This window comes from Paenibacillus endoradicis, from assembly GCF_024721975.1.
Genome location: NZ_JANQBB010000005.1, coordinates 371,061 through 397,069, shown reverse-complemented (window position 1 = coordinate 397,069; position 26,009 = coordinate 371,061). Strand labels below are relative to the sequence as shown.

The window sequence follows — 26,009 nt, the reverse complement described above, 5'->3', positions numbered from 1 at the left end:
CAAAGAGCGGCCTTTCAGAGCCAAGAAGATGAAGCGCTACTTGTGGGAGGAGGAAACGCAAATGTACGTTATTGGTACATGCGTACCGGACTTCCCAAGTTCGCTTCATATTCGATGTCGAATACACTTCGAAGCTAAACATCGTTATCAAAGTTCGCTTATTGAACTACCTCTATCAATAAAGGTTCAAAAAGCGGCCTTTCAGAGCCAAGAAGATGAAGCGCTACTTGTGGGAGGAGGAAACGCAAATGTACGTTATTGGTACATGCGTACCGGACTTCCCAAGTTCGCTTCATATTCGATGTCGAATACACTTCGAAGCTAATCATTGTTATCAAAGTTCGCTTATTGAACTACCTCTACAGTACAAAATCTTTAGCTAATTCTTCTCTTGCCTTTTCTACTGGTACAATGCGATGCATAAACCCTTTTTCACTGCGCCGCAGTTCAATAATGTTAGCAAATACTTTTTCATCAATAAGTCTCATAATTTCATGTCGTCCAAGTACTTCTAACACATCGTAAGCATGGGCCGTAGCGATCACCTTCACTCCAGAATGTGCTGCCTCTCGTATCGATACCGCATCTTCTACTCGTCCAATTTCATCAACTATAATTACTTCAGGTGACATCGATCGAAGTAGCATCATCATCCCTTCTGCCTTAGGACAAGCATCCATGACATCTGTTCGAGGTCCTACATCAAATGTTGGAATCCCTCTTACACAAGCTGCAATTTCTGAACGTTCATCTACAATTCCGACTTTCATTGGTAATCGTCTTTGTCCATCACCATAACTTAACGATCTAGCAATATCTCGTAATATCGTTGTCTTACCTTGTTGCGGTGGAGATATAATCAGTACGGATTGAAGACCACCACGCATCGGTGAAAATAGCTTGGGCAATAATTGCTTAGATGCCCCTATCACTTCTCGCGCAATTCTTATGTTGAATCCGCCAATATCACGTATTCCTCTTACAAAGCCACCATCCAATATCGTTCGTCCAACAATACCAATTCGATGTCCACCTGCTACTGTAATGTAACCTCGTCGTAATTCTTCTTCCATCGTATACAGAGAATAGTTTGTGATTTTCTCAAGTAATTTGCGACATTGCTCTGTCGTTGGGTGATAGGCTAATCTTGAATCTTTCTCTTGTTGACCTGCTTCAGTTACATAATAGAAGTTACCTTGAAGCGTAATTTCTAATGGTCTGTGTTCACGGATTCTTATTTCTTCGATGCTGTTCTTCATGTCCGCAGGTAACTTCTCCAGCATCTTTTTTATCTCAATTGGAAGTAGCTGAACAATATCTGCTAACATCGTAATGGTCACTCCCTACAAATTGCTCTTGACGATACAAGTCTATGCTTGTCTTTTCAAAAATATCCCTATTTATTTCATACGTTTTAATAGCTTGCTAGAGAGAATGGTAAATACTAAGTTACTAATTGCTATTAAAGTTGTATTTGGGATTGACACCTGCCTAATAATTCATGCATAGAATATCAATATGTAGGTGAGCGATAGAAAGAAGGATTGTTTATGAGAGTACAAGTTATTTCCAATGCAAGTGAAGCACATCAGGGGAAGTTTATTGGAAAAACTGCAATAGTTATCGATGTTTTCAGATCATCTAGCTCCATTGTGAGTGCCTTAGCATCGGGTGCAACTTGTGTCATTCCAGTAGAGACAGTAATGGATGCAAAACAAATATATAAAGAGCACGATATACTTGGAGGGGAAAGATTTTGTAAGCGAATTTCAGGATTTCATTATGGAAATTCACCTTTAGAATATCGAAGTTCACAACTAATAGATCGAAGAGTCATTCTTACAACTACGAACGGAACGAGAGCCATTCATCGCTCTAAGAGAGCATCAAACATATACATTGCAAGTCTAAACAATGCAAAAGCATGCGCCAATGCCGCGCTAAATAGTAACAATGACCTTGTCATTCTATGTGCGGGTAGTCACGATCAATTTACAATAGAGGATGGATTATGTGCAGGTTATATATTAGCCCACTTAGTAGAACATAGTAAAAATACTGATTATATACTACAAATTGATGATTTTGGCAAAGCAATGCTTGCCTTATATGAACATAATAAAAGTGATATTGCTGAAGTTATTAGCCGAGGTTTATCAGGGAATCGTTTACAAGAACTTGACATGACATCTGATATTGAAGATTGTGCGCGGCTTGATGTGTACGATATTGTGCCCGTATATCTTAATGGGGTTGTCGTCGTTAAGTCGAGTAATGAAACGTACAATTAGAAACTTATCGAAACTATGAAAAAAAAGAGTTTCCGTTCTAACTCGTTATGTTAACGAGCTAGCGACAGAAACTCCTATTTATATAATAGCTATTTATCTTCTTTCAGATGGTCCACCTACAAAAGCTTGTTCTGTTGCATCTAGACCATAGGCTGTGTGCAAAGCAACAACTACTTCATTAAGTTTTTCAGCACTAATTACACATGAACATTTAATTTCAGAAGTGCTCACCATGTTAATGCTAATTCCTAGTGAAGAAATAGTTGCGAACATTTTTGCAGCAACTCCAGGATTACTTACCATGCCAGCACCTACGATAGATACTTTTACAAGATTGTCCTCTGAAATTGTCTCACGATATGGAACTATATCTTTGATGCCTTCGATAACTGAAATTGCTTTATCTTTATCGCCACTAGCAAGAGTAAAGGCAAAATCAGCCTTACCATTTTGAGTTCCACTTTGAACGATAATATCAACATCAATTCCATTATCTGCAAGTGCACCAAACACATTCGCTAATACACCTGGAACATCTTCCACGCCATTGATTGTAATTCTTGCTACATTTTTATCAAAGGCAATACCGCGAACAACTACGCCTTGTTCCATAATCGCTTCCTCCTTCACGCTTGTGCCTTCATTCTTTGTAAAGCTTGAACGAACGACTAACTGTACATTATTATGCTTCGCATATTCAACTGCTCTAGGATGTAATACTGCTGCACCTAGATGCGCAAGCTCAAGCATTTCATCATATGAAATTTCATCAAGCTTACGAGCATTTTTCACGACGCGCGGATCAGTTGTATATACACCATCAACATCAGTGTATATTTCACAAATATCAGCATTAATCGCCGCAGCAAGTGCCACTGCGGTTGTATCAGAACCACCACGACCTAGAGTCGTAATTTCTCCTGCTTCACTTGCACCTTGGAATCCAGCAACAACTGCAACATAACCGAGTTTCAACGCTTCTTGTAAACGTTCAGGCTGAATCTCTACAATCTTTGCTTTTCCATGTACGGAATCAGTTTTCATACCAACTTGCCATCCAGTAAAGGACTTAGCTTTACCGCCAGAAGCTTCAATCGTCATCGAAAGAAGTGCGATAGAAATTTGTTCTCCTACTGTAAGTAACATATCCATTTCTCTTGCAGATGGATTTGAATTTAACAATTTTGATTGTTCAATCAAATCGTCTGTTGTATCACCCATAGCTGACACAACAACTACAATATCGTTTCCTTCTTGCTGTCTTTCTATGATTCGTTGTGCAACACGTTGCATTCTCTCGGGGGTTCCCACGGAACTACCACCAAACTTCATCACGATCAAAGACAAAGCTGCTCACTCCCAACCTTGACATAGGTAGTTAAACCTTTAATTATATATGCATACGGTTATATATTATATCACCCATTGCATTTAATGAATACAGTTATATTAAAAAAGCTGCTTGAATAGTTCAAGCAGCCGTTAGTTACTAATTATGCACGAGAGATGTATTTACCTTCACGAGTATCTACTAGAAGCACATCACCTTCGTTAATGAACAATGGCACTTGAACGTTATGTCCAGTTTCAAGCTTAGCATTTTTAGTAGCACCTTGAGCAGTGTTACCTTTCACGCCTGGTTCTGTTTCAACAACTTTCAAATCAACACTGTTTGGAAGTTGAATACCAAGAATTTCTCCTTGGTAGCTAGTAATATTTACATTCATATTTTCTTTTAAGAAATTCAATTCCCACTCAAGTTGTGATTCACTTAAAGTGAATTGATCATAAGTTTCATTATCCATGAATGAATACTCACCAGCAGCACCGTATAAGTACTGTACTTCACGGTTTTCAATGATCGCACGACCGATTGATTCACCTGCACGGAAAGTTCTTTCTACTGTGTTACCATTACGAAGATTTTTCATTTTCGAACGTACAAACGCTGCGCCTTTACCAGGTTTAACGTGTTGGAATTCTACTACTGTGAAAATATCGCCTTCTACTTCAACTGTTAAGCCTGTCTTAAAATCGTTTACTGAAATCATGAATGATTCCCTCCTGAAATAAGTTTCTAATTCAATAAAATTAGTTCTTTTGTTGACTTGGTAAGTATCTGAATGCCTGTATGAGTAATTACGATATCATCCTCGATTCTTACACCACCAAAACCAGGGATGTAAATACCAGGCTCGACTGTAACCGTCATTCCAGGTGTTAATATTGTATCGCTGAAGCGAGATAGTCTAGGTGCTTCGTGAATTTCCATCCCGATGCCATGTCCTGTACCATGTCCGAACAGCTCACCATATCCGTATTTTGTAATAACATCTCGAGCAAATGCATCGCCTTGTACACCTGTCACACCTGGCTTAATGTTTGCTAGGGCGTTCAATTGTGCTTCAAGTACGATATTATAAATTTCTAGATGTTTTTCAGTAGGCTTACCTACAACAACTGTTCTAGTAATATCTGAACAGTATCCTTTATAGTAAGCACCAAAATCTAATTTAACAAATTCATTATTGCCGATAATACGCTCGCTGGCAATACCATGAGGTAATGCAGAACGTTCACCAGAAGCTACGATCGTCTCAAAAGAAGAACTTGTTGCGCCGTTAGAACGCATAAACATTTCCATCTCTAGTGCGATATCTAATTCCCTAACACCTGGCTTAATGTAATTCAATATATGAGCAAAGGTACGATCAGCAAGATCAGCTGCTTCTTGAATAATTTGAAGCTCAGCTTGATCTTTAATCATACGAATTTGTTCAACAAGACCTGCGGTTGGACTAAGTTCAATACCTGCAAGTTCATTTTCCCATTGTTTATATTGAGCAAATGAAATATGATCTTGTTCAAATCCCACTTTGTTTATACCAAGTTTTTGAAGCAATGTTCTAATTTCAACCATTGGTTGTGACATATACTCAAGTACTTGATAGCCTTTTGCCTGCTCTGCCGCTTGTGTACGATAACGGAAGTCCGTTAATAGATATGACGCAGATGTCGTCAACAATAATGTACCTGCTGAGCCTGTAAAACCACTAAGATAACGTCTGTTTATTGGGCTATCAATGATGATTGCTTCTAATTGCTTCGCCTCTAATAGAGTGTGAAGTTGTTGTGTTCTTGGGTTTGTCATGGTTAATACCTTCTTTCAAACTTTCGTTTGTGATCACGATATAATACTTCGTAGTCATTTCAAAAATCATTTGTTCAATCTTTAGTTTGGGATATTTGTGTTGCTAGTGCCTCTAACCCCAATGTGTAACCAATTGGTCCAAAGCCAGCGATTTGTCCTACTGCAATCGGTGCGATTACAGAGTGATGTCTGAAAGCTTCTCTCTTATGTATATTGGAAATATGGACTTCTACAACAGGGAGAGAAACCGTACTAAGTGCATCACGAATAGCATAACTATAGTGTGTCCATGCACCAGGGTTAATAATAATTCCATCTACATTTCCATAAGCTGCATGAATACGATCAATCATTGCGCCTTCATGGTTTGTTTGAAAGAAACTAACTTGAACCCCTAGTTGTGAGGCTTTTTCAGTAATCATTTGCTCAATAGCTGAGAGAGATACATCTCCGTAAATACCAGGTTCACGAATACCAAGCATATTAAGATTTGGTCCATTTAACACGTCAATACGATGCACGTTATGCACCTCCCAAATTGCCTTCAATAGCTCATACAATGAGCCTTTGACATTTTACCACAAAAACGGGCGTTTTGAGAAGTCAAAGTTAGTTGGTTAAGACGCTTTTGCCGGCTCACGTGATGCTTCATCTGTGAATTCAAATGCAATAGAGTATCCAATGAATAATCCCCATACCACAAATAGGCACAAATCTGTAAGTGCTAATGTAAATCCAACGCCTGTTTGAATATGAGTAAATCCAAATAAAGGTCCAAGTCCAAACAGAATTCCCCACCATCCTAGTCCATACCACAAACCTGGCCAAGGTCCAATCAAATTACGAAAAAACCACATATACATGAGACTTGCTACTATTGAAAATGCGATAAAAGAAAGACTACCTAGCGTCTGACCAAAGCCGCTCGTGATTTGCTCATTACTTAACCAATTGCGTATTAGAAACGACACGGGTTCACTAGTGAAGTTGCAATAATAACTTATCATTCTTATACAACTCCAGAACAATCCTGCAAAAAAACCAATATACAATGCATAAGCTAGCGGCTTTGTCACACCTGTTCGCTTGAAATTTTGAAATATTGTATTCATGGAACTTACCTCCCTTAGTTATATTGTTCTAGTATGGATAATTCCAACTATTCTTAATCGTCTACGAAAGTAACTCAGGAGATTTACCGTTTGCTAGTCGATGGTATGTTGTTATCAAGTCGTTGGCAATATACATTAAAATCAAGTACAATAGAACAATAGATCGTAGCATAGGAAGGAGACTTTTTCTTGTCAGACAATTCTCGTAGTATTTATGGCGGACAAGCCGTCATTGAGGGCGTAATGTTTCAAGGTAAACATGTAAATGTAACTGCCGTTCGTCGAAAAAATAAAGAAATAGAATATTTAGAGGTTCCTAGAACGTATACAAGTTGGGTTCAAAAACTCAAAAAAATCCCTTTCGTTCGTGGAGTCGTTGGTATTGTTGAATCTAGTGCAAAAGGGTCTCAGCATCTTAATTATTCTGCGGATGCGTATGCAGAAGATCAAATGGATGAAATGACCGAAGAGGAAAAAGAGAAAGAACGAGCTAAAGCTGCCAAAAATGAAGGGAAATTCAATCTTGGTATGGTACTAAGTGTAGCAGCAATTGGCGTTCTATCATTTGTTTTCGGCAAACTAATCTTCACTGCAGTTCCTGCTCTATTAGAAGAGCTCATTTTTCAAAATATGTTCGAAAGCAAAGTCGGGCATACTGTCTTAGAAGGACTTATTAAAATCATCTTATTACTAGCGTACTTATATTTCCTCTCATTAACACCTATGATTAAGCGTCTATTCCAGTATCATGGTGCAGAGCATAAAGTCATTACCGCGTATGAAGCAGGCGTACCTCTTACTGTTGACAATGTGCAGAAATATACTCGATTACATTATCGTTGTGGTTCTAGCTTTATTATTTTCACAGTAATCGTCGGTGTCATCATTTACTCTATGCCTATGTTTGTATGGGATAGTATCTGGGAACGAATCTGGATTCGTCTTGCATTGCTACCAGTTGTGCTTGGTATTTCATATGAAGTACTTCGCTTAACAAATTCTGTTCGTGAAATACCGGTATTACGTTTCCTAGGGTATCCAGGACTGTGGTTACAACTTTTAACAACTAAAGAACCAAAAGATGATCAAGTTGAAGTATCAATTGCTTCTTTTAATCGTATGCTAGAAATAGACAACAAAATTTCTCAAGGAGCTACACTTACAAAATAAAGTGAAAGGAGCATCATTGCATGAAGTTCCGTCATTTGTTCCGTCATTGGTTCAGTTATCTAATATTTGCTTTATTAGTACTTGGTATCGGTGTAACGATCTCTAATAGCCCATTTATGATTATCATTCCATTAGTGATTTTCGGTGTAGTTTATTATTTGATTAAACGCCCTCCGACTTTTAATCGCAATGATAAAAAAGCGACTTATTATCGGAGTAGTTCATCTACATCCAAGCAAAGTAAACCTAAAAAAGATCGCCCGCGTTCAAAAACTGTTCCTTTCAAAGTTATTGAAGGTGGAAGAGACGATAATGACACACCTCGATATCACTAATGTATGACACTAGTGATGCTACTTATTTTATGTTTGTAACGAAATAGGGCATGAGTCGGCTTACGCCGAACTCATGCCCTTTCCTTTTGTCAATATTTCCTTATTTCCTACTAGACAGAGTAAATTAAAAAGAGAATGGTTTACAAGCATATCATTCTCAAGCTCCCAGTTTATTTCTGCAAACTAGTCCCTTCATCTAATCCAAGGATAAGATTCATATTTTGCACAGCAGCACCTGATGCACCTTTACCTAAGTTATCATATCTTGAAATAATATTTATTTTATCCTTCTGTCCAAAAACAAAAATCTCTAATCGATTCGTATTATTGCACTCTGAAATCAAGAAGTCTCCTTCATCAAGGTATGCTTCTGATTCGTATGGCATTACATGAACAAAACGCTCTGATTCAAAATACGTCGATAATACTTCATGTATATTTTTTGCTGTAGAGTTTTTTGGCAGTATCCTACTAATTAATGGTATAGACATCGCTAATCCTTGTGCATAATTAGCTTTGATCGGTGTGAATAATGGTTCATGTAAAAGTCCTGAATACATTACCATTTCAGGGATATGTTTATGATTTAGCTGCAACGCATAATGTCTAGGAACATTGAGTTTTCTTGCGGCAGCTAATGCCGAGTTCTCATATTCCTCAATTCCACTTTTTCCAGCTCCGGAGTAGCCCGTCACGGAGTAACATGTAACAGGATACTCCGGCTGAAGAATGCCAGCCTCAATTAGCGGTTTAATCGTAAGAATAAATCCAGTGGCATGACAACCTGGAACTGAGACTTTAGTTGCAGACCGAATTAATTCTCTTTGTTGTTTCAACTCTGGCAAACCGTATACCCAGTCTTTATCCGTTCTGAAGGCTGTGCTAGTATTAATAATTTTTGTTTTTTCATTTCTCACAAGCTCAACGGATTCTTTTGCCGCAGCATCGGGCAGACAGAGAAAAACAATATCTGCTGCATTAAGGAGTTCACTTCGTGCATTAGCATCTTTTCTTTTGTCCGGATCTATTCTGAGAACTTCTATGTCCGATCGATCTGACAGATAATCAAAGATCTTCAAGCCTGTCGTACCTTCTTGTCCGTCTACAAATACCTTATATTTCATAAAAGTCCCCCTAAAACGAATTAAACGCAAATGTAAAATGAATATTTATTACTTTGTATGTATAACTATACACAATACTATTGCTTCAATCAAACTTTTTTATGGGGTGATTTCTAGATAGCATTATAAAAAAGACTGTCCTAAAAGTCAGAACAATGACTTTTGGGACAGCCTCTTCATTTGTATTTTTTCTTATTCTTCGTTATCCAATTCAGTTCTAAACTGTTGAAACTGTTCCATGCGAGCAGGGTCTCTACGGAAATATTCTACTAGAGTCTCGATGCAAGTAATTGAATCTGAGCTCAGATGATGTTCAATTCCTTCAACATCAGCATATATATTTTCAGCTTGCACACCTATTGTCGTTAGAAATGTCTCAAGAAGTTGATGACGTTCCATCAATCGTTTACCCATTTTTTTACCTTTAGGGGTAAGGATCAATCCACGATATTTCTCATAGATCAAATAATTATCTTTATCTAGCTTTTGGATCATTTTTGTTACAGAAGATGGATGTACTGACAAGCCCTCAGCAATATCTGAGACTCTCGCATAACCCTTTTCTTCCATAAGCTTATAAATTCTTTCCAAGTAGTCTTCCATGCTCGGAGTCGGCATTGAAGAACCCCCTTACATTACTTCATCACCAGTCTAGCCTTTGGTGTCACTCGTATTATGATACACTTTTTCATAGGAACCCTGCAACTATTTGTAGATTACTTAATTAAAATCAGAACTTCATCCAATCTGGTGTTATCATATTAAGCCAAATTGTAATCTTCGTCATCTGATCAGTGAATAGTAAGATACCCATTAAGATCATAACAGCACCACCGATTTTCATAACTAGATTTGAATATTTCAATATCCATCTCGATGATCCTAAGAAAAATGCTAATATAAAGAACGGAATTGCAAAACCAAGGGAATACGCCGTAGTCAGCTTGAACCATGTTCCTGGCTCTGCTGCCGCCAATAATATAATTGAAGCCAATGCTGGTCCAATACAAGGTGACCATCCTGCTGAAAAGCCTATACCGAATATAAATGAGCTAATATAGCTGCTTTTTTTAGGTATAAGATTCATACGCGTATCTTTCATTAATAATTGTGGTTGGAAAATACCAACTAGTAAAAGTCCCATTACGATAATTAAAACTGCTGAAACTTGGCGAATGATATCCTTATATTCGTAGAAAAATTCACTAAATGCATTCGCACCGTAGCCTAATGCGTAATATACCATACTAAACCCAAGTATAAAGAAGAATGTGTGGCTCATCATTAGCCATCTCTTTTTAGAGCCCATCTCATTCTCTTTCAGTCCTGCTACTGAAATTCCCGTTATGTAGGATAAATAGGATGGATACAGCGGTAAGCAACATGGTGAGATAAATGATATAAATCCTATACCAAACGCTAACCAAATCGAAATCTCATTCAATTCCAGTCACCTCATCAGTTTATTATCTAGTTCTGAGCAATAAATTCTTTCCTAATAATATAATTAGTAAGAACGCAATCAATACAAGTACAATCGTACCACCCGCTGCCAGATTCCATATCCCGGCAACTAATAAACCAATAATAACTGCTAATTCACCAATTAATACAACGATAAATATACTTTGTCGGAAACTTCGAGCAAGTAGTAGACTACATGCAGCAGGAATCGTTAACAATGCTGAAACAAGTAATCCTCCGACGATTTTGATAGATACACTTATTACAAAGGCAGTCATTACACTAATAAGGATATTATAGAAACTTACAGGGACACCACTAACAGATGCAGCTTCCTCATCGAATGTAAGTAGAAATAATCCATGCATATGCTTACCTATTATGAATAACACGACAACCGTTACGCCAAAGATCAACCATAAATCGCTGGAATTTAACGTATAAATGAATCCAAATAAGAAGCTATTCGGGTCCATATTCAAATCACGACCTAAAGTAAAGAAAATCGATGCTAACGCGATCCCGCCTGACATAATGATGGCGAGCGATAATTCAGCATATGATTTGTATGACTTTCTAAGTTTTTCAATAGCAAATGAAGCTAATAAGGCAAAAATTAATCCAAATAAAATTGGATATTTTCCAACAACGAATCCTAATGCAACACCTGCGATAGCTGCATGAGATAATGTATCACCTATCATAGATAAACGACGTAATACTAGAAATATCCCCATTAGTGGAGCAGTAATGCCGATTAGAATTCCTCCGATTAGCGCACGTTGAAAAAATCCACTCATCAAAATATCCAACCTATATTCCCTCTTTCTTACTTTCCAATTGAGTACGCAAATGTCGCAAGCTATGGGCTAAGTTTTGTTCCACACAGTCTTGTGTTTCATGAGAATGACGAATATAGAAGTTCAATTTTCCAGAGCTTGCAGCTGGCTTATCTCCTAAATAGCCTTTAATCATGTCCATATCATGAGAGACCATTAAGAAGGTCATATTGTGATGTTGATGCATATGTTTGATCATATGGAAGAAGCTAGCTTGAGTCTCTGCGTCAATTCCTACCGTTGGTTCATCAAGAATTAGTAAAGACGGATTATTAATAAGTGCACGCGCTAGAAACACTCGTTGCTGTTGACCACCAGATAATTGTCCAATTTTCTTATCGGCCAAATCTTCTACTCCCATAGCCATAAGAGCATCATCACATTTAATATAATCTTCTTTAGAATTTCTACCAAACCATTTACGTTTCCCAACTAATCCCGAGATAACTACTTCTCTAACCGTAGCAGGGAATAGTGGATTCAATGAATTTTTTTGCGGCACATAACCTATCTTCTCCCACGCTTTGAATTGCGACAGCGGTTGACCGAATAGTTTAACTTCACCAGACGTAGGCTTTAACAATCCTACAATAATACGAAGCATCGTTGTTTTCCCCGCTCCATTAGTACCAATCAAGCCAATAAAATCTCGTTCTTTCACACTAAAACTTACATCTTTCAATATTTCACGTTGCTGATAGGAGAACGATACCGAATCAACCGTAATAATATCTCGGTGGCAAGAAGCATCTATTTGAGTAGCCATATTTCCTCCTAAAACTTTTGTTACTTCTCGAAAGTGACTTCTAGACTACAAAAGTCACTACGGAAGCATAGACTAACTTTTCGTGTAGCTATCTATTATACTTCTCGTCAATGAAAAGTACTTCTAAAGCATCAAGACAGCAAAACGGAGCTTATTAAGCTCCGTAGCCAATCCAATACTACTATTGTAATGCTTGAACTAAATTTTGCAAGTTCAGCTCCATTAAACTAATATAATCTTCTCCTGCTTTTTCTTGCCTTGTTGTTAGACCCTCTAGAGAATATAGTACCATCGTATCAACTTTAGCTTCAGATGCAAGCATTTTTGCTAAATTATCCGATACTAGCTCTTCAAAGAATATATATTTCACATCGTTCGCCTTAACTGTTTTAGCGATTTCTAGAATATCTTGTGCTCTAGGCTCTGCATTAGGACTAAGACCCATAATTGATATCTGTTCTAAATTATAATCGCGTGCTACATAACCAAATGACTGATGTGATACAACAATGGTACGCTTTGTAAGATTAGACAATGCATCGGTATATTGTTTGTCTATACTTGTTAGTTTCGCAACAATCGCATTATAATTTACTTCATATTGCGCTGCATGTTCTGCATCAACTTCAATGAGGCTATCTTTAATATTGCTTGCTAACACTAACGCTGACTTAGGTGAAACCCATGTATGTGGATCAGTTGTATGACTATGAGTATGACCTTCATCTGCAGTAGAATCGTGATCGTTTTCCGTTGCATGATCATGGTCATGCTCTTCTTCAGTTGTAGACTCGTGATCTTGATCAGCTTCCTCACTGGCAGTATCGATCAACGTCATGCCTACACTAACTTCTTTCACTTTTACTTTACTATCAGATTCCAGACCTTGCTTGAAATTTTCAATCCAGGTTTCAAGCCCTGCTCCGTGATATAGCAAAAGATCTGCATTGGAAGCAGTAATAAGATCTTTACTCTTTGGCGTCCAATCATGTGGTTCTACACCTGTTGCGATAAGGTTAGTAACATCCACTTGCTCTCCACCAATTTCTTTCGTTAAGTAATAAATAGGATAAAAGCTCGTTACAACTTGAATATGTGAGGGATCTTTACTTGCATTTGTTGATCCCGTATCATTACCACAACCTGTAATCATAACAATCATTGCGATAATAACAAGTGTACTTAAACGCTTGCTTGTTTTCTTAATCATCTTATAATCTCCTATAAATGCGTTTTGTTAATAGTAATCGTTACTATTACGCTTTTCATTATAGTAGCTCAATAGAATAGTGTCAACTGTTTCATACCAACAAAAAAAGAGCTGTTTATTGCCATCATTAGCAATAAACAGCTCTTTCATACATTTTATTATTTCACAATTGCACCATTAGGCATACTGTCTGGTACCGTTGTTAACGTAAGTTGATCATCTACAGAAGCAGCAAGAATCATTCCTTGAGATAGTTCTCCACGTAGTTTCACTGGCTTCAAGTTCGTTACACAAATAACCTTTTTGCCTACAAGATCTTCTGGTTTATAGAACTTAGCAATACCAGATACAACTTGTCGTTGCTCGTAACCTAGATCAAGTTGTAACTTCAGTAATTTATCAGCTTTTGGTACAGGTTCAGCTTGAATCACTTGTGCAACACGTAATTCTACTTTAGCAAAATCTTCAATCCCGATCTCTTCTTTACTATCAGCAGGTTTTTCAATAGCAGGAGTAGGTTCAGCAGTAGCACTGCCGCCCTTCATTGAACTAGTAATGAATGTTACTTCCTCTTCTAGATCAAGTCGAGGGAAAATAGGATCTGCTTTTACGACTTTCGTACCTGATGGAATTTTATTATAGTCTGCAATGCTATTCCAAGCCGTTAACTCACCATCAGCAATACCTAGTTGTGACCACATTTGACGCGGAGCATGTGTCAAGAATGGTTGAATCATGATGCTAATCGAACGAAGTGATTCAGCTAGATGACCCATTACGGAAGCGAGCTTAGTAACTTCAGCTGGATCTTTCGCTAATGCCCAAGGTTGAGTTTCGTCGATATATTTATTCGTGCGACTTACAAATTTCCATATCGCAGTTAGCGCCACTGAGAACTCCATATTATCCATAGCCTCCTCTACTTGTTTCAAAGTAGATTTAGCATAGCTTTCTAATTCTTCATCGAATGTAGAAGTTACTCCAAAGTCTGTTGGAATATTGCCATCGAAGTATTTATCAATCATCGCCACTGTACGATTCAATAAATTACCTAAGTCATTGGCAAGGTCGAAGTTAATACGTTCGATAAAGTTATTAGGAGTAAATTCACCATCAGAACCAAACGGCACTTCACGTAGTAAGTAATAACGAAGTGCATCTAGACCGTAACGATCGATAAGAACGACAGGATCAATAACTGTCCCTTTAGATTTAGACATTTTACCTTCCTTCGTTAGTAACCAACCATGTGCAAATACCTTCTTCGGAAGTGGTAAGTCTAGCGCCATTAACATAATCGGCCAGTAAATTGTATGGAAACGAACGATTTCCTTCCCTACGAGATGAACATCTGCAGCCCAATATTTCTCGAACATATCTTTTTTGGCATCATCACCATAACCGATAGCTGTAATATAGTTGGATAGTGCATCAATCCATACATAGATGACATGCTTTGGATCTCCAGGAACTTTAATTCCCCAATCGAACGATGTACGAGATACGGCTAGATCTTCTAGACCTGGCTTAATGAAGTTGTTAATCATTTCATTACGTCTTGATTCCGGTTGAATGAACGTAGGATGATCTTCATAGTATTGAAGCAATCGATCTGCATATTTGCTCATACGGAAGAAATAGCTTTCTTCTTTTAGAAGCTCAACTGGACGACCACAGTCAGGACAGTTTCCGTTTACTAATTTATTTTCTAAGAAGTACGATTCACAAGGTGTACAGTACCATCCTTCATAGGAACCTTTGTAAATATCATCTTGATCGAGTAATTGCTTGAATAGTTTTTCAACAACGACTTTGTGACGCTCTTCCGTTGTACGAATGAAATCATCATTCGAGATTTCTAGCTTAGCCCAAAGCTTTTGAATTCCACTAACAATTTCATCAACAAATTCAATAGGAGTTTTCCCACTTTTCAAAGCATTTCTCTCGATCTTTTGGCCATGTTCATCTGTACCTGTCAAATACCATACATCATAGCCACGTAGACGTTTGTAACGTGCTGTAGCGTCTCCTGCTACCGTTGTGTATGCATGACCGATATGTAACTTATCACTCGGATAATAAATTGGTGTTGTGATGTAGAAGCTGTTGTTGCTGGACATTGTATCACCCTCCTAATTGTAGTTCAAAATACTCAATTGTGATCACGATGTAACGTTTTATAGCATAACCGACGGCGAAGATGGCATTCATCGGAAGCCTGCGATGCTCGTGTACCAATAACGTACACTCCGCTTCTCGTTTCCTAGCTTCATACCATTTTCTTGGTGCTGACAAGCAAGTATTTTGAACCTTCATTGAAATTGTAATTCAAAATACTCACTTGTGATCACGATGTAACGTTTTATATACAGAAAAAAACGCAAAAAACTCTCGTCCAACATGGGACGAGAGTTAATACTCACGTGGTACCACCCAAATTCCAAGACTTGCAAAAAAGCTGCTTGTCTTGCTTCTTAGATTGCCAACTGGCAATATCTTTATCGCAGACATACGCCTTGCCCTCACGTTATACGCTCGAACAAAGAACCTCCAAGACCATATTCCAATACCTTCAACATGTCGGCTTCCACCAAGCGCCGTACTCTCTACAAAGGAAGGTTACTGTACTCATCTCTTCATTGGTTATTATGTTATAGATTTTGAACTTGAACTATTATATATCTAATATAAAAAATGTACACGTCAATGTCAAGTGAGGCTATTTATTCTTTGGTTTTGGTTCAGGTACATAGTCTATGCCACCTTGGTGAAAAGGGTGACATTTGCTAATCCGCTTCACGGTTAAACATGATCCTTTGAATGGACCATGTTTTTCTATCGCTTCAAGACCATATGCTGAACAAGTCGGATAAAATCGACAAGTCGGTGGCTTATGAGGCGAGATGAATAAACGATAAAATTTAATCGGAGCTTGAGCGATTGATTTCATAACATTAATCGTACTCATCCCTATTCGCCGCCTTGAACTTGCTCTTCCTCAGCACAAGCTTTGCAATGACCGAAAACTTCAAATTTATGTCGGATCACTTTGAAATCAGTAGGTACATTCGTTTGATCCATCGGACAAAACTTAATCGGATAAGTTTTACCACAACCGAGACAGATCATATGATGGTGATGATCATTTTCACGGCAATGAATTTTAAACTTCACGCCTTCTTCAAACATCACTTGTTCGAGCACACCTAATTCCTCCATAACACGAAGGTTTCGATATACCGTATCAAAACTAAGCCCTGAATACGTTTTTCCCATGTGATCATAAACATCTTTCGGTGATAAATAGCCTATCGCTTCCGAGAAAAGTTTTGCTAATGTTTTACGCTGATCTGTAACTCGTAAACCTCTTGCTGACATAAGCGTAACAATCTCATCAAATGTTTGCATCTAAAGCCCTCCTAACTAAAAAGTTATTGTCATGTATTGAGAAAAGCTCCCTTGCATTAAGAGAGCTTCGTATTTACCCGTTATAATGCATATCAGCTATAAAAGCACCAGACATACCTAAGAAAAATACCGTTGTTAATCCCCATAGCAAACTACGAATAATTGTCAATTGACGGATCTTGGACTCAGGTGCTTGCGTTAAACGAGCCATTGAAACAGATCGGTGAAGAAACAACGTCGTAATAAGTGAAGCGACGAACAATATATTAATGCCGAACCATATTGCTTGCCAATACATGCTGAAACCCCCGTTTGCTATAAATACCAAATATTAAGAATAATCATAAGGACAATAAAGCTTACTAGAGCACCTGCAAAATTGTACCAGCCCAAGCGGAATCTTTGTTGAAACATTTGCAAAATACCAAAGCTTAATAAACCAAAAATAAGTAAAATAAATACAACAGCAATGATAAATAAATCCGCAGAAACATCGCTTACATCTACTACTGACACGGTGGACACTCCTTCACGATCTAATCGTAATCACTAGACATTATACTAGATCATGAGATTATTAGCTAGTTTGTTATAAAATGTCGATAAAATTTTATTGGTCTAGGTCGTTTAGTAAGTCGAATAATTAGCTTATCTTCCTCAATTTTTGCTTTGCACTCTTTAGATTTCACTAATTTCGGAAGTTTTATCAATTCAATATGCTGATCCGGTAAACCTTCTATTTTTACAAAGTCTTCTCTCACAAATAGCAGAATCTCATCTTGTTCATACCCTATTGGTAGTTGAAACGTTATTTCTAGCACATCTTTTCCTTCTTTAATCTGAACGTTACTTTTAGGTGCATACTCGTTTTTATTTGTAGGTGTAGCGGTAGTTGCTTGCTTTATCTGATTAATCCAATTATCGAGCACTGGAATTTCCCTTAGGCTCTCCAAATTTTTCGGAAAATTAGCGTTGCTAAACCACTTCTCGAAATCATCCCAATTTTTCAATAATCTCACCTCGTTCGATTCATTTATTGATTATCTTATGCACGAGCCAACAAGTAGGCTACTATCATTGTCAATCTAGGAACTCTTAGGCAACTGATGCATAAACTACAATAAAACACTCGAAGCAGGTGAGTTCATGCCATCAATAGTCGGCTTTGTAAATGTAGTGAGTAACGGGTCTAGTGGAATTGTACAATTTGGCGATGCTGTTCAAGTATCACCTTCTAGTTCTTCCAAAACCTATGCTGGAGCAGGTTCCTTCTTAACGGGTAGCTTAGCAAATTCTAATACGGGACTAAGTGCTACCAATTCATTAGATAATGATCTTGTCGACAACGTCAGTGGAGTCTTGTGATCGATATGTTAACTGTACAGCAACAAATCAACATTCATAGTATTCATATTGAGACGATTTCGAATAGCTCCGTTTTTCAAATTGGTACTTCAGGAGCTATTTCTGCTATTTCTCATGTCTCTACACAAACATTACCTCCAACAACAGGACATCATTTACCTTACCCAATTGACCAATTCACACCTTTTCTAGTCCCGCTTCCAAATCCTAGATAATAATAATTTAATTATAGAAGGGCTTGATCTACGATGTATAACTCTGAATCTTCGACATCTTCGCAGTTAAACCCATGGCAACAATGGGCGTTCCGTATCGAACAACGACTGCAAGAACAACAAGATACGATTGATACATTACAGTTAACAATATCCCAACTTGAGCAACAGCTAACAAATCATCAACAAAATCAAAACTCCAGTAACCCTCCAGTATTTCATGTTGATAAAATCGAATATCATTTTGATCAATTAAAAGTAGAAACATTAGAAGGTTCCTTACAAATTGGTATGTCGACAGCAAGTGGCAGTCAATTGCCAACGATGATAGAAGATTTAGCAATGAAACAGAAAAATGTTCATGGTAATTCATCACATCTAAAATCTAAGGTTAAAACTATGGAAGGTAATTCAGCTCATGATCTATCCAAACCAATTAAAACAACCGTGAATAATAGCATCCCTGCAGCAAATAATGCCCCGCCAACAGAAAACTTACCGAACCTGCCTGCTGGATTTGAGCAGTATTTGTATGAAAAACTACGCAATTATCTCCATGAACAGGGAGTAACCTTTATTCGCAAAATGAGTTCACAATTGCGTAGTCCCGTGGATGATGATCATATCTCTCAAATCATAGTTGATCTGGAAAAGCAAATTGAGGCACGAATTCATCATTACGTGGCCGATGAAGCACCTTCATTGAACCGAATTGATTCATCTTCTGATCAAGAGCTACAACGTGAATGGGAACAGATTGAGAAATCAGTAAGTGAGCGCACATGGCACGATGTAGAGACTGCTATCACATACTATTTGCAAGAGCAAGCCGAGCGATAGGAGATATCCGATGAAAATAATTATTCAAGAGCAGCATCTACATGTGGAACAGATTGATATCATAGCCAACTCAAGTTGTTCTAATATCCAAATAGGAGATAACGACCAAGTTGTACTTTATTCAATCATTGAATCACCACCCGATGGTATTCAAATTGGACCATTTAATTCAGCCTCAAAGCCTGCTTTATGTCCATCTGGCAAGTTAATTCAATTACCTGAGCCCATAGTTAGTAAGGGGAAATATCGCCATGAGTCATAATACGCTCTCAAGCGTTACAAAGTTAAATATTATTAGTAATTCCTCGAGTTCCATCATTCAAGTTGGTGATCGCGACAACACTTCGTTGTTTAGTAGAAGTATTGTCGTATTACAAGACATAACAAGAAATACGGGAGATGAGCCTAACTTTAATCAATATCATATATTTTGTCGGCCATCTCTTAATCTACAATGCTTCCTCTCACCTAGTCGGATTATTGAGCGAGAATCTAATATAGAACAACCGTTGGATCTAAATGCTATACCAGATATCACCATCGGTCGACTGAAAGTAATATCTAACTCTGACGCGTCGAATATCCAGATAGGTAATGGCAAGCGTCTTAATTCTGAGTACCGCTCGAAAAGCTTTGAGCAATATTTCACTTCCAAACCACACAAAAAAGAGTATCCTTTCTCACCATAACGGTTAAGAGAGGATACTCTTTTTGTTATTCGATTGAATGGACCATCTGTTCGTCATATAGTTATTACTTAATTCAGAGTAAATAAGCTACACTGTTTGGCTTAATTGCTTATATTTCGCTGCGTATTTGCATACCGATTGAACAACCGTAGCATGTGACCATGTTAACGGCGCTACAGACAATGGTGTTCCATCAAATGGATTCAATTGTTCGGGCAATACTCCGCTAGATAAGGAATGTTGTGATACCCACTCCAACGTACGCCTTGGACTTTCAAGATCAGCAATGGTTTTGGCAGACTCTATCTCAAAGTTAGCTACCCATAATGTACATATAATCCATGGATTTCCCGGTATACGCTCAATATCACCAGATTGTTGGAAATAGTAGTCATTCATATAACGAGCAATTCCGCCTATTTCTGTTTTTACCTGTAACCCTTGCTTAATCGCTAACATTGTCTTTTGTACGCGATGGTCATCTACAGGAAGTACGCCAAAATCTAGAATGCCAAACATACTACTTTCTAGTGTCATATCCTTCACCCATACGTTATCTTTCATCACTAGACCACGAGCGAAACGTCCTGCTTCTTCATCCCACAAATGTTCAAGCATTCCTCTTTTTACTCTTTCAGCAGTACTACGATAATGATCGCTTCGCTCATAGTCTCCGAATAAATCGGTGAATGAAGCTGCTGATATTAATCCTCCGTACACAGACGCTACAGTGTACGTCCATATTCCGTAGCGTTCTTCCCATAAATCATAACTTGGTTTGGGCAAATTCATGTCTTCTTCAATATAACTACTTAAGAAGTTAGCTGCTTTCCGAATAAGTTTTGTATACAAACCTTGGGGTAGCTCAATTACTTGATGGCGAGAGTAATCTTGCCATAATGCAAAGAGAACTAATGCTGTCTCATCCTCTTGGATTGGTAGTCGACGACTTCCTTGAACGATATAAGGATGCCAACTTGAACCCACCGTTCCATCTGGATTGTACTTGTGATACAAATATCCTTCGGACGAAATCGTATTCGCACAAAATTGGAAGAATGGTGCAATCATACTTTGATACCCTGCTAATGACATTGCATCAGCCACTAGCGCTCCGTCTCGTGGCCACATATAGCTATAGTGGTCTCGATTGTACTGCAAAATATCTGTATCATTTGCAGCCAGAATAGCGCCCTTCTCGTCTGTCTGTGTTCGAACAAGCAATAAGCTTAATTTGAACAATTTGCGTACCTCATTCGGCAAATCTCCAAGATCAGACTCTGCGCGCTGTAACCAATGATTCCAATATACGACTACACGACTTAATAGTTTTTCTGGATGATGTTCACGAACATATTGATCTAGTCGTTTTACTTCTTCCAGGTTAGGACCGATAGACATCCAGTAAAAAATAGTCTTTTCACTATGGGCACCAACGATGGTTCGGAAACTAAGGGTACTATCAACTGAACCTTGAGCAATCGTATTTCCCATAAGTGTACCATCTTCGGCGTCCCGCCATGTTCCTTCGGCTGTATTGAATCGTTTCACACCAGTAGAATATTGTAAGATTCCACCTTCATCTGAGAAACCATTAAACATAAAGTAATTAGAACGCTTGTAATGGTAGATCGTATGATTTTCAGGATAATATACTGCTGTATCTCCGACTTCTGTCCCCTCGATCATTAGATCTTGATGGAAGAAAAGTCTCACTTCACGAGCTTCATCACGATGATTGCGTATTGTCACCTGTTTAATGAAAATACATTCTCTTTGATGAATTCCGTCATTAATTTGTAATTCAATGCCTAATCGATCATGCCTAGCTATAACGTTGGTAACTAGCGAGTCTTCCATATAATCATGTTCAAACTTCCACTCCGCATGATCTAACCATGAAAACTCACCTTGTACCCAAATTCCAACTCGGCAATAATGTCCTCCGACATGATTCAGTTGCCCTACATACGGATAATAGATATCCCTAATAAAACCGTGCTGATCCATATTAAGCAGCATCTTTCCATTACCTACAACTAAGTGACGTGCCATGAAGCTATCCCCTCTCCTTTAGCTAAGTTGTTGATATAGCTTTTTATATAGTTTCGCTGAGCGATTCCAACTATAATCTTCTCGAGAACCATTATCTACAATTCGTTTCCATACCTCTTGATCACTGTATAATTGGAGTGCATGACGAACGGTATATAAGTAATCATGTGCATTATAGTTCGTAAATGTGAATCCATTCCCAGAATAAGTATATTCATTATAAGGAATAACCGTGTCCCGTAACCCACCAGTTTCTCTCACAATTGGAACAGTACGATATCTTAGTGAGATTAATTGGCTTAAACCACATGGTTCAAAACGTGATGGCATCAAGAACAAATCCGCTCCACCATATATCCTACTTGCTATTCGATCACTGTAACCTAACCAAAATCTTAATTTTGTAGGATGCCTTAATGAAGCTTCGTAGAAATACTTCTCATACTTCTCATCGCCAGAACCTAGAATAATTATCTGTACATCGTCTTGTAATAGCTCGTCCAATGTAGCAATGATTAGATCGAAGCCTTTCTGCTCTACCAATCTAGAAACAACACCGAGTAAAGGAACATCAGCATCTTGTGGTAATCCCATTTCAGCTTGTAAATCTGTCTTATTTTTCTTTTTACGAGAAAGCGAGTGACGATAAGGTGCTATAAGATGGGTATCCGTCATTGGATCAAACATTTTCTCATCAATTCCATTAACGATTCCAATCAAATCTTCACGCCGATATTGAAGTAAAGATTCCATCTTCTCGCCATAATAAGCGGTTTGAATTTCCTCTGCATACGAAGGACTCACCGTTGTAAGCTTGTCCGCATATTGTAATCCTGCCTTCATACAACTTGCATTCCCGAAAAATTCAAGTCCTTCAGCATTGAAATATTTATCTCCAATGCCTAGCAATTCTTTCATATTATCAATACTGTATATACCTTGATACATCAGATTATGTATGGTGTATACGGAACGAGACTGTGACCAATCGGGATGAAATTCATATCTCGTACGCAGTAAGAATGGGATTAGTCCTGTTTGCCAATCATTACAATGGACGATATCGAACTTTTGTCCGTAATATGGTCCTGCCTCGAGAACTGCGGCTGAGAAGAACACGAATCGTTCAGCGTCGTCGCCATATCCGTATAAGCCACTTCGCTTGAAATAATGCTCATTATCGATCAGATAATAAGTTATTCCCTCAAGTTCGCCCCTCCATAATCCGCAATATTGATTGCGCCAACCAAAACCTACCTCAAATTCTGCTATGCGCGAGAAATGTTCTAAGTATTGAGGCTTAATGGAACCGTATTTAGGTAATACAATGCTTGTCTTTACATCTTGCACATCTAATGCCTTTGGCAGTGCACCTGCAACATCAGCTAATCCACCACTCTTAGCAACAGGCACAGCTTCAGAAGTTACAAACAGTACGTTCATTCTCTCTACCTCCTAAATGTAGTTCAAAAAGCGGGCTTTGATAACGAAGTAACATGTTGTAGCATGCTCGACATCGACTATGAAACGAACTTGGAAAGTACGGCATAAGCTTCCAATGTATGTTTCTTAAAGAAACATCGTAGGTTCGCGTGTACCAATCACGTACACTTGCGCTTCCGCCTTTCTCAAGTAGCGTCTCATCTTCTCGATTCTGAAAGCCCACTTTTTGAACCTTTATTGGAATTTTTAGATAATACGACGCTTTGGTGCAAGGTAAGGTCCAGTCTCAACGCCCCGAACTTCCCTATTTTCCTCAATGACAACATCCTTATCGAAGATGCTACATTTCACAATACTATTTGGTAGAATGACTCCATTTTGCATAATAATACTATCTTCAACAACTGCCCCTTTATGAACATGTACCCCGCGGAACAGGATACTATTACGTACAGTACCTTCTATTAGACAACCATTTGCAATAATAGACTGTTCAACGACAGCATCTTGCTTATACCTGGCTGGAGGACCATCTTTTACTTTTGTATAGATCGGACCTGGCTCGTAGAATAGCTCCTTCCACACTTGAGGATTAAGCAATTTCATACTATTACCATAGTAACTATTTATCGTATTCACGCATGCTAGGAAACCATCATGAATATAACCAAACACTTTCAACTGATCTAATTTAGAGAAAATAGCATGTCTTACAAGATGATCTTGCCCTTTAGCTAATGATGTTTCAACTAGATCCATAAGTAACTCTTTCTTCATCAAATACATTTCCATATTCGAAAAATCACTTATCATAGGACCATAAGAATCTTGAATTTCAGTAATTCTACCTGACTCATTCATACGTACTTTTCTAGCTCTACCAAGTAATGGTTCAATGCTTTCTTTACATACAACAGTAATATCGGCTTCTTGCTCTAGGTGGAAAGCAAGCACTTGTTGATAATCAATATTACAAATCATATGACTACGTGTAATTAGCACATATTCTGGCTGTGAACGTAAGAAGTAATCACGATTTTGGTAAAAATGAAATAGATCACCACGACTTAATTCTTGGACGTCGTCAGTTATAGGAGGTAATACAAATAATCCACTTTGACGATGTTGTAAGTCCCAACTTTTCCCACTTCCGATATGATCCATTAGCGAGCGATATTTGCGATGGACAAAGATACCTACTTCATTGATTCGTGAATTAACCATATTGGATAATGTAAAATCAATAATACGATAGCGAGATCCGAATGGAACAGTTGCGGTACAACGGCCTAGTGTTAATGCATCAAGATCATCTTTTTCATGAATAAGATTAATAACGCCCATAATCTTTTGCTTCTTCATTACTCCACCCCCATCAATTGATCCTGTGGATACACATGCTCACCAACTGGAATAACCGTTATTTCATCACTATCAGCTGTACCTATAACAGCATCATCTTCAATAATTGCCCCATCACCGATAATCGCTCGATAGATTTGAACGTTTTTTCCCACCTTTACTTTAGGCATAATGACAGATTCCTTCACAACACTACCTTCAGAAACCGTTACACCATAGAACAATATAGAACGGTCAACATCACCTTCGACAAAACATCCTTCTGTAATAAGACTAGAAGTTACTTTTGCAGTTGCAGTTACAAATTGTGCAGGTTGATTAGGATTTACTGAGTAAATACGCCAGTTAGGGTCACCAAGATCAAGCGAAGGTTCATCTTCTAACAAGTCCATATTACCTTCCCATAAACTATCAATCGTTCCTACATCTTTCCAATATCCATCAAAAATATAGCAAGAACATAATAAACTATCATCCATCATTGCCGGAATGATATCTTTACCAAAATCGTTGCTCGATAAGACATTGTCTTCATCGTTAACCAAATACTGTTTCAAATCATTCCAATTAAATATATAAACGCCCATCGACGCTAAATTACTAGTTGGATTTTTCGGCTTCTCTTCAAAACCAGTAATGACGGAATCATCATCAATATGCATCAATCCAAATCGGCTAGCATCTTTCCAATCAACCTCAAAACCAGCGATCGTAACTGCTGCACCTGTTTTTTTATGATTTTGCAACATAAGATCATAATCCATCTTATAGATGTGATCACCTGAAATGATTAGCACATACTCCGGATCATATCGTTCAATAAATGAAATGTTTTGATAAATGGCATTGGCTGTTCCCTTGTACCAGACGCCGCCTTCTTTTTGCATATAAGGAGGTAGAATTGTCATCCCACCATCACGACGATCAAGTCCCCATGGTGTGCCAATTCCGAGATACCGATTAAGTTCTAAAGGTTGATACTGTGTAAGGACACCAACAGTATCTATCCCTGAATGTGCACAATTACTAAGTGTAAAATCTATAATTCTATATTTCCCACCAAAAAAAACAGCGGGTTTTGCTAAATCTTTCGTTAATACACCTAATCTTTTACCTTCACCACCGGCTAATAACATTGCTATCATTTCTTTTCGAACCATGGACATCATC

General features: G+C 38.0%; 31 protein-coding genes and 1 other annotated feature. Of the genes, 9 read left to right on the top strand and 22 right to left on the bottom strand.

What is annotated here, in order from left to right; all coding sequences use genetic code 11:
* Positions 1–61 precede the first annotated feature (61 nt).
* The gene (locus NV377_RS18265; RefSeq protein WP_258202228.1) at positions 62–325 is read left to right on the top strand and encodes a hypothetical protein; all 264 of its coding nucleotides are present in this window, start codon (positions 62–64) and stop codon (positions 323–325) included.
* Between the two features lie 34 nt (positions 326–359).
* Here the strand turns inward: NV377_RS18265 and spoIIIAA are convergent, their stop codons facing one another.
* Entirely contained in the window at positions 360–1,328 is a 969-nt protein-coding gene (gene spoIIIAA / locus NV377_RS18260) for a stage III sporulation protein AA (RefSeq protein ID WP_258202227.1), read from the bottom strand.
* Positions 1,329–1,550: 222 nt separating this feature from the next.
* On the opposite strand from spoIIIAA, the gene NV377_RS18255 reads away from it, so the two are divergent.
* Entirely contained in the window at positions 1,551–2,291 is a 741-nt protein-coding gene (locus NV377_RS18255) for a 2-phosphosulfolactate phosphatase (RefSeq protein WP_258202226.1), read from the top strand.
* Between the two features lie 93 nt (positions 2,292–2,384).
* On the opposite strand, the gene NV377_RS18250 is transcribed toward NV377_RS18255, so the two are convergent.
* From NV377_RS18250 to NV377_RS18230, 5 genes are all read right to left on the bottom strand, one after another.
* Positions 2,385–3,638, bottom strand: coding sequence for an aspartate kinase (locus NV377_RS18250; protein ID WP_258202225.1), 1,254 nt, complete (start codon positions 3,636–3,638; stop codon positions 2,385–2,387).
* Positions 3,639–3,784: 146 nt separating this feature from the next.
* The gene (gene efp, locus NV377_RS18245; RefSeq protein ID WP_258202224.1) at positions 3,785–4,342 is read right to left on the bottom strand and encodes an elongation factor P; all 558 of its coding nucleotides are present in this window, start codon (positions 4,340–4,342) and stop codon (positions 3,785–3,787) included.
* A gap of 26 nt (positions 4,343–4,368) precedes the next feature.
* Entirely contained in the window at positions 4,369–5,442 is a 1,074-nt protein-coding gene (locus NV377_RS18240; RefSeq protein ID WP_258202223.1) for a M24 family metallopeptidase, read from the bottom strand.
* Positions 5,443–5,516: 74 nt separating this feature from the next.
* Positions 5,517–5,963, bottom strand: a complete 447-nt coding sequence (aroQ, locus tag NV377_RS18235; protein ID WP_258202222.1) for a type II 3-dehydroquinate dehydratase — start codon at positions 5,961–5,963, stop codon at positions 5,517–5,519.
* Positions 5,964–6,059: 96 nt separating this feature from the next.
* A complete protein-coding gene (locus tag NV377_RS18230) occupies positions 6,060–6,554 on the bottom strand; it encodes a YqhR family membrane protein (RefSeq protein WP_258202221.1) in 495 nt (164 codons plus the stop codon).
* A gap of 189 nt (positions 6,555–6,743) precedes the next feature.
* Between NV377_RS18230 and NV377_RS18225 the strand changes: the two genes are divergently transcribed.
* Together NV377_RS18225 and NV377_RS18220 are read left to right on the top strand one after the other, a co-directional pair.
* Positions 6,744–7,724 (top strand): DUF1385 domain-containing protein, encoded by a 981-nt coding sequence (locus tag NV377_RS18225; RefSeq protein WP_373425829.1) that lies wholly within the window; start codon positions 6,744–6,746, stop codon positions 7,722–7,724.
* Between the two features lie 20 nt (positions 7,725–7,744).
* The gene (locus tag NV377_RS18220; protein WP_258202220.1) at positions 7,745–8,059 is read left to right on the top strand and encodes a hypothetical protein; all 315 of its coding nucleotides are present in this window, start codon (positions 7,745–7,747) and stop codon (positions 8,057–8,059) included.
* 170 nt (positions 8,060–8,229) lie between these two features.
* On the opposite strand, the gene argC is transcribed toward NV377_RS18220, so the two are convergent.
* From argC to NV377_RS18160, 12 genes are all read right to left on the bottom strand, one after another.
* Positions 8,230–9,183, bottom strand: a complete 954-nt coding sequence (argC, locus tag NV377_RS18215) for an N-acetyl-gamma-glutamyl-phosphate reductase (protein WP_258202219.1) — start codon at positions 9,181–9,183, stop codon at positions 8,230–8,232.
* A 192-nt stretch (positions 9,184–9,375) separates the two neighbouring features.
* Entirely contained in the window at positions 9,376–9,801 is a 426-nt protein-coding gene (gene mntR, locus NV377_RS18210; RefSeq protein ID WP_258202218.1) for a transcriptional regulator MntR, read from the bottom strand.
* Between the two features lie 112 nt (positions 9,802–9,913).
* On the bottom strand, positions 9,914–10,627 hold the full coding sequence (locus tag NV377_RS18205) for a cytochrome c biogenesis CcdA family protein (RefSeq protein ID WP_258202217.1): 714 nt from the start codon (positions 10,625–10,627) through the stop codon (positions 9,914–9,916).
* A 22-nt stretch (positions 10,628–10,649) separates the two neighbouring features.
* On the bottom strand, positions 10,650–11,459 hold the full coding sequence (locus NV377_RS18200) for a metal ABC transporter permease (RefSeq protein ID WP_258202216.1): 810 nt from the start codon (positions 11,457–11,459) through the stop codon (positions 10,650–10,652).
* Between the two features lies 1 nt (position 11,460).
* Positions 11,461–12,252, bottom strand: coding sequence for a metal ABC transporter ATP-binding protein (locus NV377_RS18195; RefSeq protein WP_258202215.1), 792 nt, complete (start codon positions 12,250–12,252; stop codon positions 11,461–11,463).
* Between the two features lie 181 nt (positions 12,253–12,433).
* Positions 12,434–13,462, bottom strand: coding sequence for a metal ABC transporter solute-binding protein, Zn/Mn family (locus NV377_RS18190; protein WP_258202214.1), 1,029 nt, complete (start codon positions 13,460–13,462; stop codon positions 12,434–12,436).
* Between the two features lie 158 nt (positions 13,463–13,620).
* Positions 13,621–15,582: a methionine--tRNA ligase gene (gene metG / locus NV377_RS18185; RefSeq protein ID WP_258202213.1), complete on the bottom strand. Its 1,962-nt coding sequence runs from the start codon at positions 15,580–15,582 to the stop codon at positions 13,621–13,623.
* Between the two features lie 278 nt (positions 15,583–15,860).
* Positions 15,861–16,111, bottom strand: a binding site (T-box leader).
* A 70-nt stretch (positions 16,112–16,181) separates the two neighbouring features.
* Entirely contained in the window at positions 16,182–16,430 is a 249-nt protein-coding gene (yidD, locus tag NV377_RS18180) for a membrane protein insertion efficiency factor YidD (protein ID WP_258202212.1), read from the bottom strand.
* A 2-nt stretch (positions 16,431–16,432) separates the two neighbouring features.
* Positions 16,433–16,870, bottom strand: coding sequence for a Fur family transcriptional regulator (locus NV377_RS18175; RefSeq protein WP_258202211.1), 438 nt, complete (start codon positions 16,868–16,870; stop codon positions 16,433–16,435).
* A 73-nt stretch (positions 16,871–16,943) separates the two neighbouring features.
* Positions 16,944–17,168, bottom strand: a complete 225-nt coding sequence (locus NV377_RS18170; protein WP_258202210.1) for a hypothetical protein — start codon at positions 17,166–17,168, stop codon at positions 16,944–16,946.
* A 17-nt stretch (positions 17,169–17,185) separates the two neighbouring features.
* Positions 17,186–17,386 (bottom strand): hypothetical protein, encoded by a 201-nt coding sequence (locus NV377_RS18165; RefSeq protein WP_258202209.1) that lies wholly within the window; start codon positions 17,384–17,386, stop codon positions 17,186–17,188.
* Between the two features lie 65 nt (positions 17,387–17,451).
* Entirely contained in the window at positions 17,452–17,880 is a 429-nt protein-coding gene (locus NV377_RS18160) for an Hsp20/alpha crystallin family protein (protein ID WP_258202208.1), read from the bottom strand.
* A 136-nt stretch (positions 17,881–18,016) separates the two neighbouring features.
* Between NV377_RS18160 and NV377_RS18155 the strand changes: the two genes are divergently transcribed.
* From NV377_RS18155 to NV377_RS18135, 5 genes are read left to right on the top strand one after another with little or no spacing between them, the layout of a single operon-like run.
* Positions 18,017–18,235, top strand: a complete 219-nt coding sequence (locus NV377_RS18155) for a spore germination protein (RefSeq protein ID WP_258202207.1) — start codon at positions 18,017–18,019, stop codon at positions 18,233–18,235.
* A 5-nt stretch (positions 18,236–18,240) separates the two neighbouring features.
* Positions 18,241–18,450: a spore germination protein GerPB gene (locus NV377_RS25815; protein ID WP_308860171.1), complete on the top strand. Its 210-nt coding sequence runs from the start codon at positions 18,241–18,243 to the stop codon at positions 18,448–18,450.
* 33 nt (positions 18,451–18,483) lie between these two features.
* Complete coding sequence (gerPC, locus tag NV377_RS18145; RefSeq protein ID WP_258202206.1) at positions 18,484–19,290, top strand: spore germination protein GerPC; 807 nt, start codon at positions 18,484–18,486, stop codon at positions 19,288–19,290.
* A 10-nt stretch (positions 19,291–19,300) separates the two neighbouring features.
* A complete protein-coding gene (locus NV377_RS18140; RefSeq protein WP_258202205.1) occupies positions 19,301–19,552 on the top strand; it encodes a spore germination protein GerPD in 252 nt (83 codons plus the stop codon).
* Positions 19,542–19,979: a spore germination protein GerPE gene (locus tag NV377_RS18135; RefSeq protein ID WP_258202204.1), complete on the top strand. Its 438-nt coding sequence runs from the start codon at positions 19,542–19,544 to the stop codon at positions 19,977–19,979. Before NV377_RS18140 ends, NV377_RS18135 begins: the two co-directional genes overlap by 11 nt.
* An 87-nt stretch (positions 19,980–20,066) precedes the next feature.
* Here NV377_RS18135 and NV377_RS18130 read toward each other — a convergent pair whose 3' ends face one another.
* From NV377_RS18130 to NV377_RS18115, 4 genes are all read right to left on the bottom strand, one after another.
* Positions 20,067–22,034 carry a glycoside hydrolase family 15 protein gene (locus tag NV377_RS18130; protein ID WP_258202203.1) on the bottom strand — a complete coding sequence of 656 codons (1,968 nt, stop codon included), beginning with the start codon at positions 22,032–22,034 and terminating at the stop codon, positions 20,067–20,069.
* Between the two features lie 18 nt (positions 22,035–22,052).
* Positions 22,053–23,477: a glycogen synthase GlgA gene (gene glgA / locus NV377_RS18125; protein WP_258202202.1), complete on the bottom strand. Its 1,425-nt coding sequence runs from the start codon at positions 23,475–23,477 to the stop codon at positions 22,053–22,055.
* A gap of 246 nt (positions 23,478–23,723) precedes the next feature.
* The gene (gene glgD, locus NV377_RS18120; protein ID WP_258202201.1) at positions 23,724–24,839 is read right to left on the bottom strand and encodes a glucose-1-phosphate adenylyltransferase subunit GlgD; all 1,116 of its coding nucleotides are present in this window, start codon (positions 24,837–24,839) and stop codon (positions 23,724–23,726) included.
* The gene (locus NV377_RS18115) at positions 24,839–25,999 is read right to left on the bottom strand and encodes a glucose-1-phosphate adenylyltransferase (protein ID WP_258202200.1); all 1,161 of its coding nucleotides are present in this window, start codon (positions 25,997–25,999) and stop codon (positions 24,839–24,841) included. Before NV377_RS18115 ends, glgD begins: the two co-directional genes overlap by 1 nt.
* Between the last annotated feature and the right edge of the window lie 10 nt (positions 26,000–26,009).

Coding starts and splice junctions, on each gene's coding strand:
- NV377_RS18255 (WP_258202226.1), top strand. CDS start 1,551: ATGAGAGTACAAGTTATTTCCAATGCAAGTGAAGCACATCAGGGGAAG.
- glgD (WP_258202201.1), bottom strand. CDS start 24,839: ATGAAGAAGCAAAAGATTATGGGCGTTATTAATCTTATTCATGAAAAA.
- NV377_RS18230 (WP_258202221.1), bottom strand. CDS start 6,554: ATGAATACAATATTTCAAAATTTCAAGCGAACAGGTGTGACAAAGCCG.
- mntR (WP_258202218.1), bottom strand. CDS start 9,801: ATGCCGACTCCGAGCATGGAAGACTACTTGGAAAGAATTTATAAGCTT.
- NV377_RS18130 (WP_258202203.1), bottom strand. CDS start 22,034: ATGGCACGTCACTTAGTTGTAGGTAATGGAAAGATGCTGCTTAATATG.
- argC (WP_258202219.1), bottom strand. CDS start 9,183: ATGAAATATAAGGTATTTGTAGACGGACAAGAAGGTACGACAGGCTTG.
- NV377_RS18220 (WP_258202220.1), top strand. CDS start 7,745: ATGAAGTTCCGTCATTTGTTCCGTCATTGGTTCAGTTATCTAATATTT.
- gerPC (WP_258202206.1), top strand. CDS start 18,484: ATGTATAACTCTGAATCTTCGACATCTTCGCAGTTAAACCCATGGCAA.
- NV377_RS18140 (WP_258202205.1), top strand. CDS start 19,301: ATGAAAATAATTATTCAAGAGCAGCATCTACATGTGGAACAGATTGAT.
- NV377_RS18135 (WP_258202204.1), top strand. CDS start 19,542: ATGAGTCATAATACGCTCTCAAGCGTTACAAAGTTAAATATTATTAGT.
- NV377_RS25815 (WP_308860171.1), top strand. CDS start 18,241: ATGTTAACTGTACAGCAACAAATCAACATTCATAGTATTCATATTGAG.
- NV377_RS18265 (WP_258202228.1), top strand. CDS start 62: ATGTACGTTATTGGTACATGCGTACCGGACTTCCCAAGTTCGCTTCAT.
- NV377_RS18195 (WP_258202215.1), bottom strand. CDS start 12,252: ATGGCTACTCAAATAGATGCTTCTTGCCACCGAGATATTATTACGGTT.
- NV377_RS18240 (WP_258202223.1), bottom strand. CDS start 5,442: ATGACAAACCCAAGAACACAACAACTTCACACTCTATTAGAGGCGAAG.
- glgA (WP_258202202.1), bottom strand. CDS start 23,477: ATGAACGTACTGTTTGTAACTTCTGAAGCTGTGCCTGTTGCTAAGAGT.
- NV377_RS18115 (WP_258202200.1), bottom strand. CDS start 25,999: ATGGTTCGAAAAGAAATGATAGCAATGTTATTAGCCGGTGGTGAAGGT.
- efp (WP_258202224.1), bottom strand. CDS start 4,342: ATGATTTCAGTAAACGATTTTAAGACAGGCTTAACAGTTGAAGTAGAA.
- spoIIIAA (WP_258202227.1), bottom strand. CDS start 1,328: ATGTTAGCAGATATTGTTCAGCTACTTCCAATTGAGATAAAAAAGATG.
- yidD (WP_258202212.1), bottom strand. CDS start 16,430: ATGAGTACGATTAATGTTATGAAATCAATCGCTCAAGCTCCGATTAAA.
- NV377_RS18175 (WP_258202211.1), bottom strand. CDS start 16,870: ATGCAAACATTTGATGAGATTGTTACGCTTATGTCAGCAAGAGGTTTA.
- metG (WP_258202213.1), bottom strand. CDS start 15,582: ATGTCCAGCAACAACAGCTTCTACATCACAACACCAATTTATTATCCG.
- NV377_RS18190 (WP_258202214.1), bottom strand. CDS start 13,462: ATGATTAAGAAAACAAGCAAGCGTTTAAGTACACTTGTTATTATCGCA.
- NV377_RS18155 (WP_258202207.1), top strand. CDS start 18,017: ATGCCATCAATAGTCGGCTTTGTAAATGTAGTGAGTAACGGGTCTAGT.
- NV377_RS18170 (WP_258202210.1), bottom strand. CDS start 17,168: ATGTATTGGCAAGCAATATGGTTCGGCATTAATATATTGTTCGTCGCT.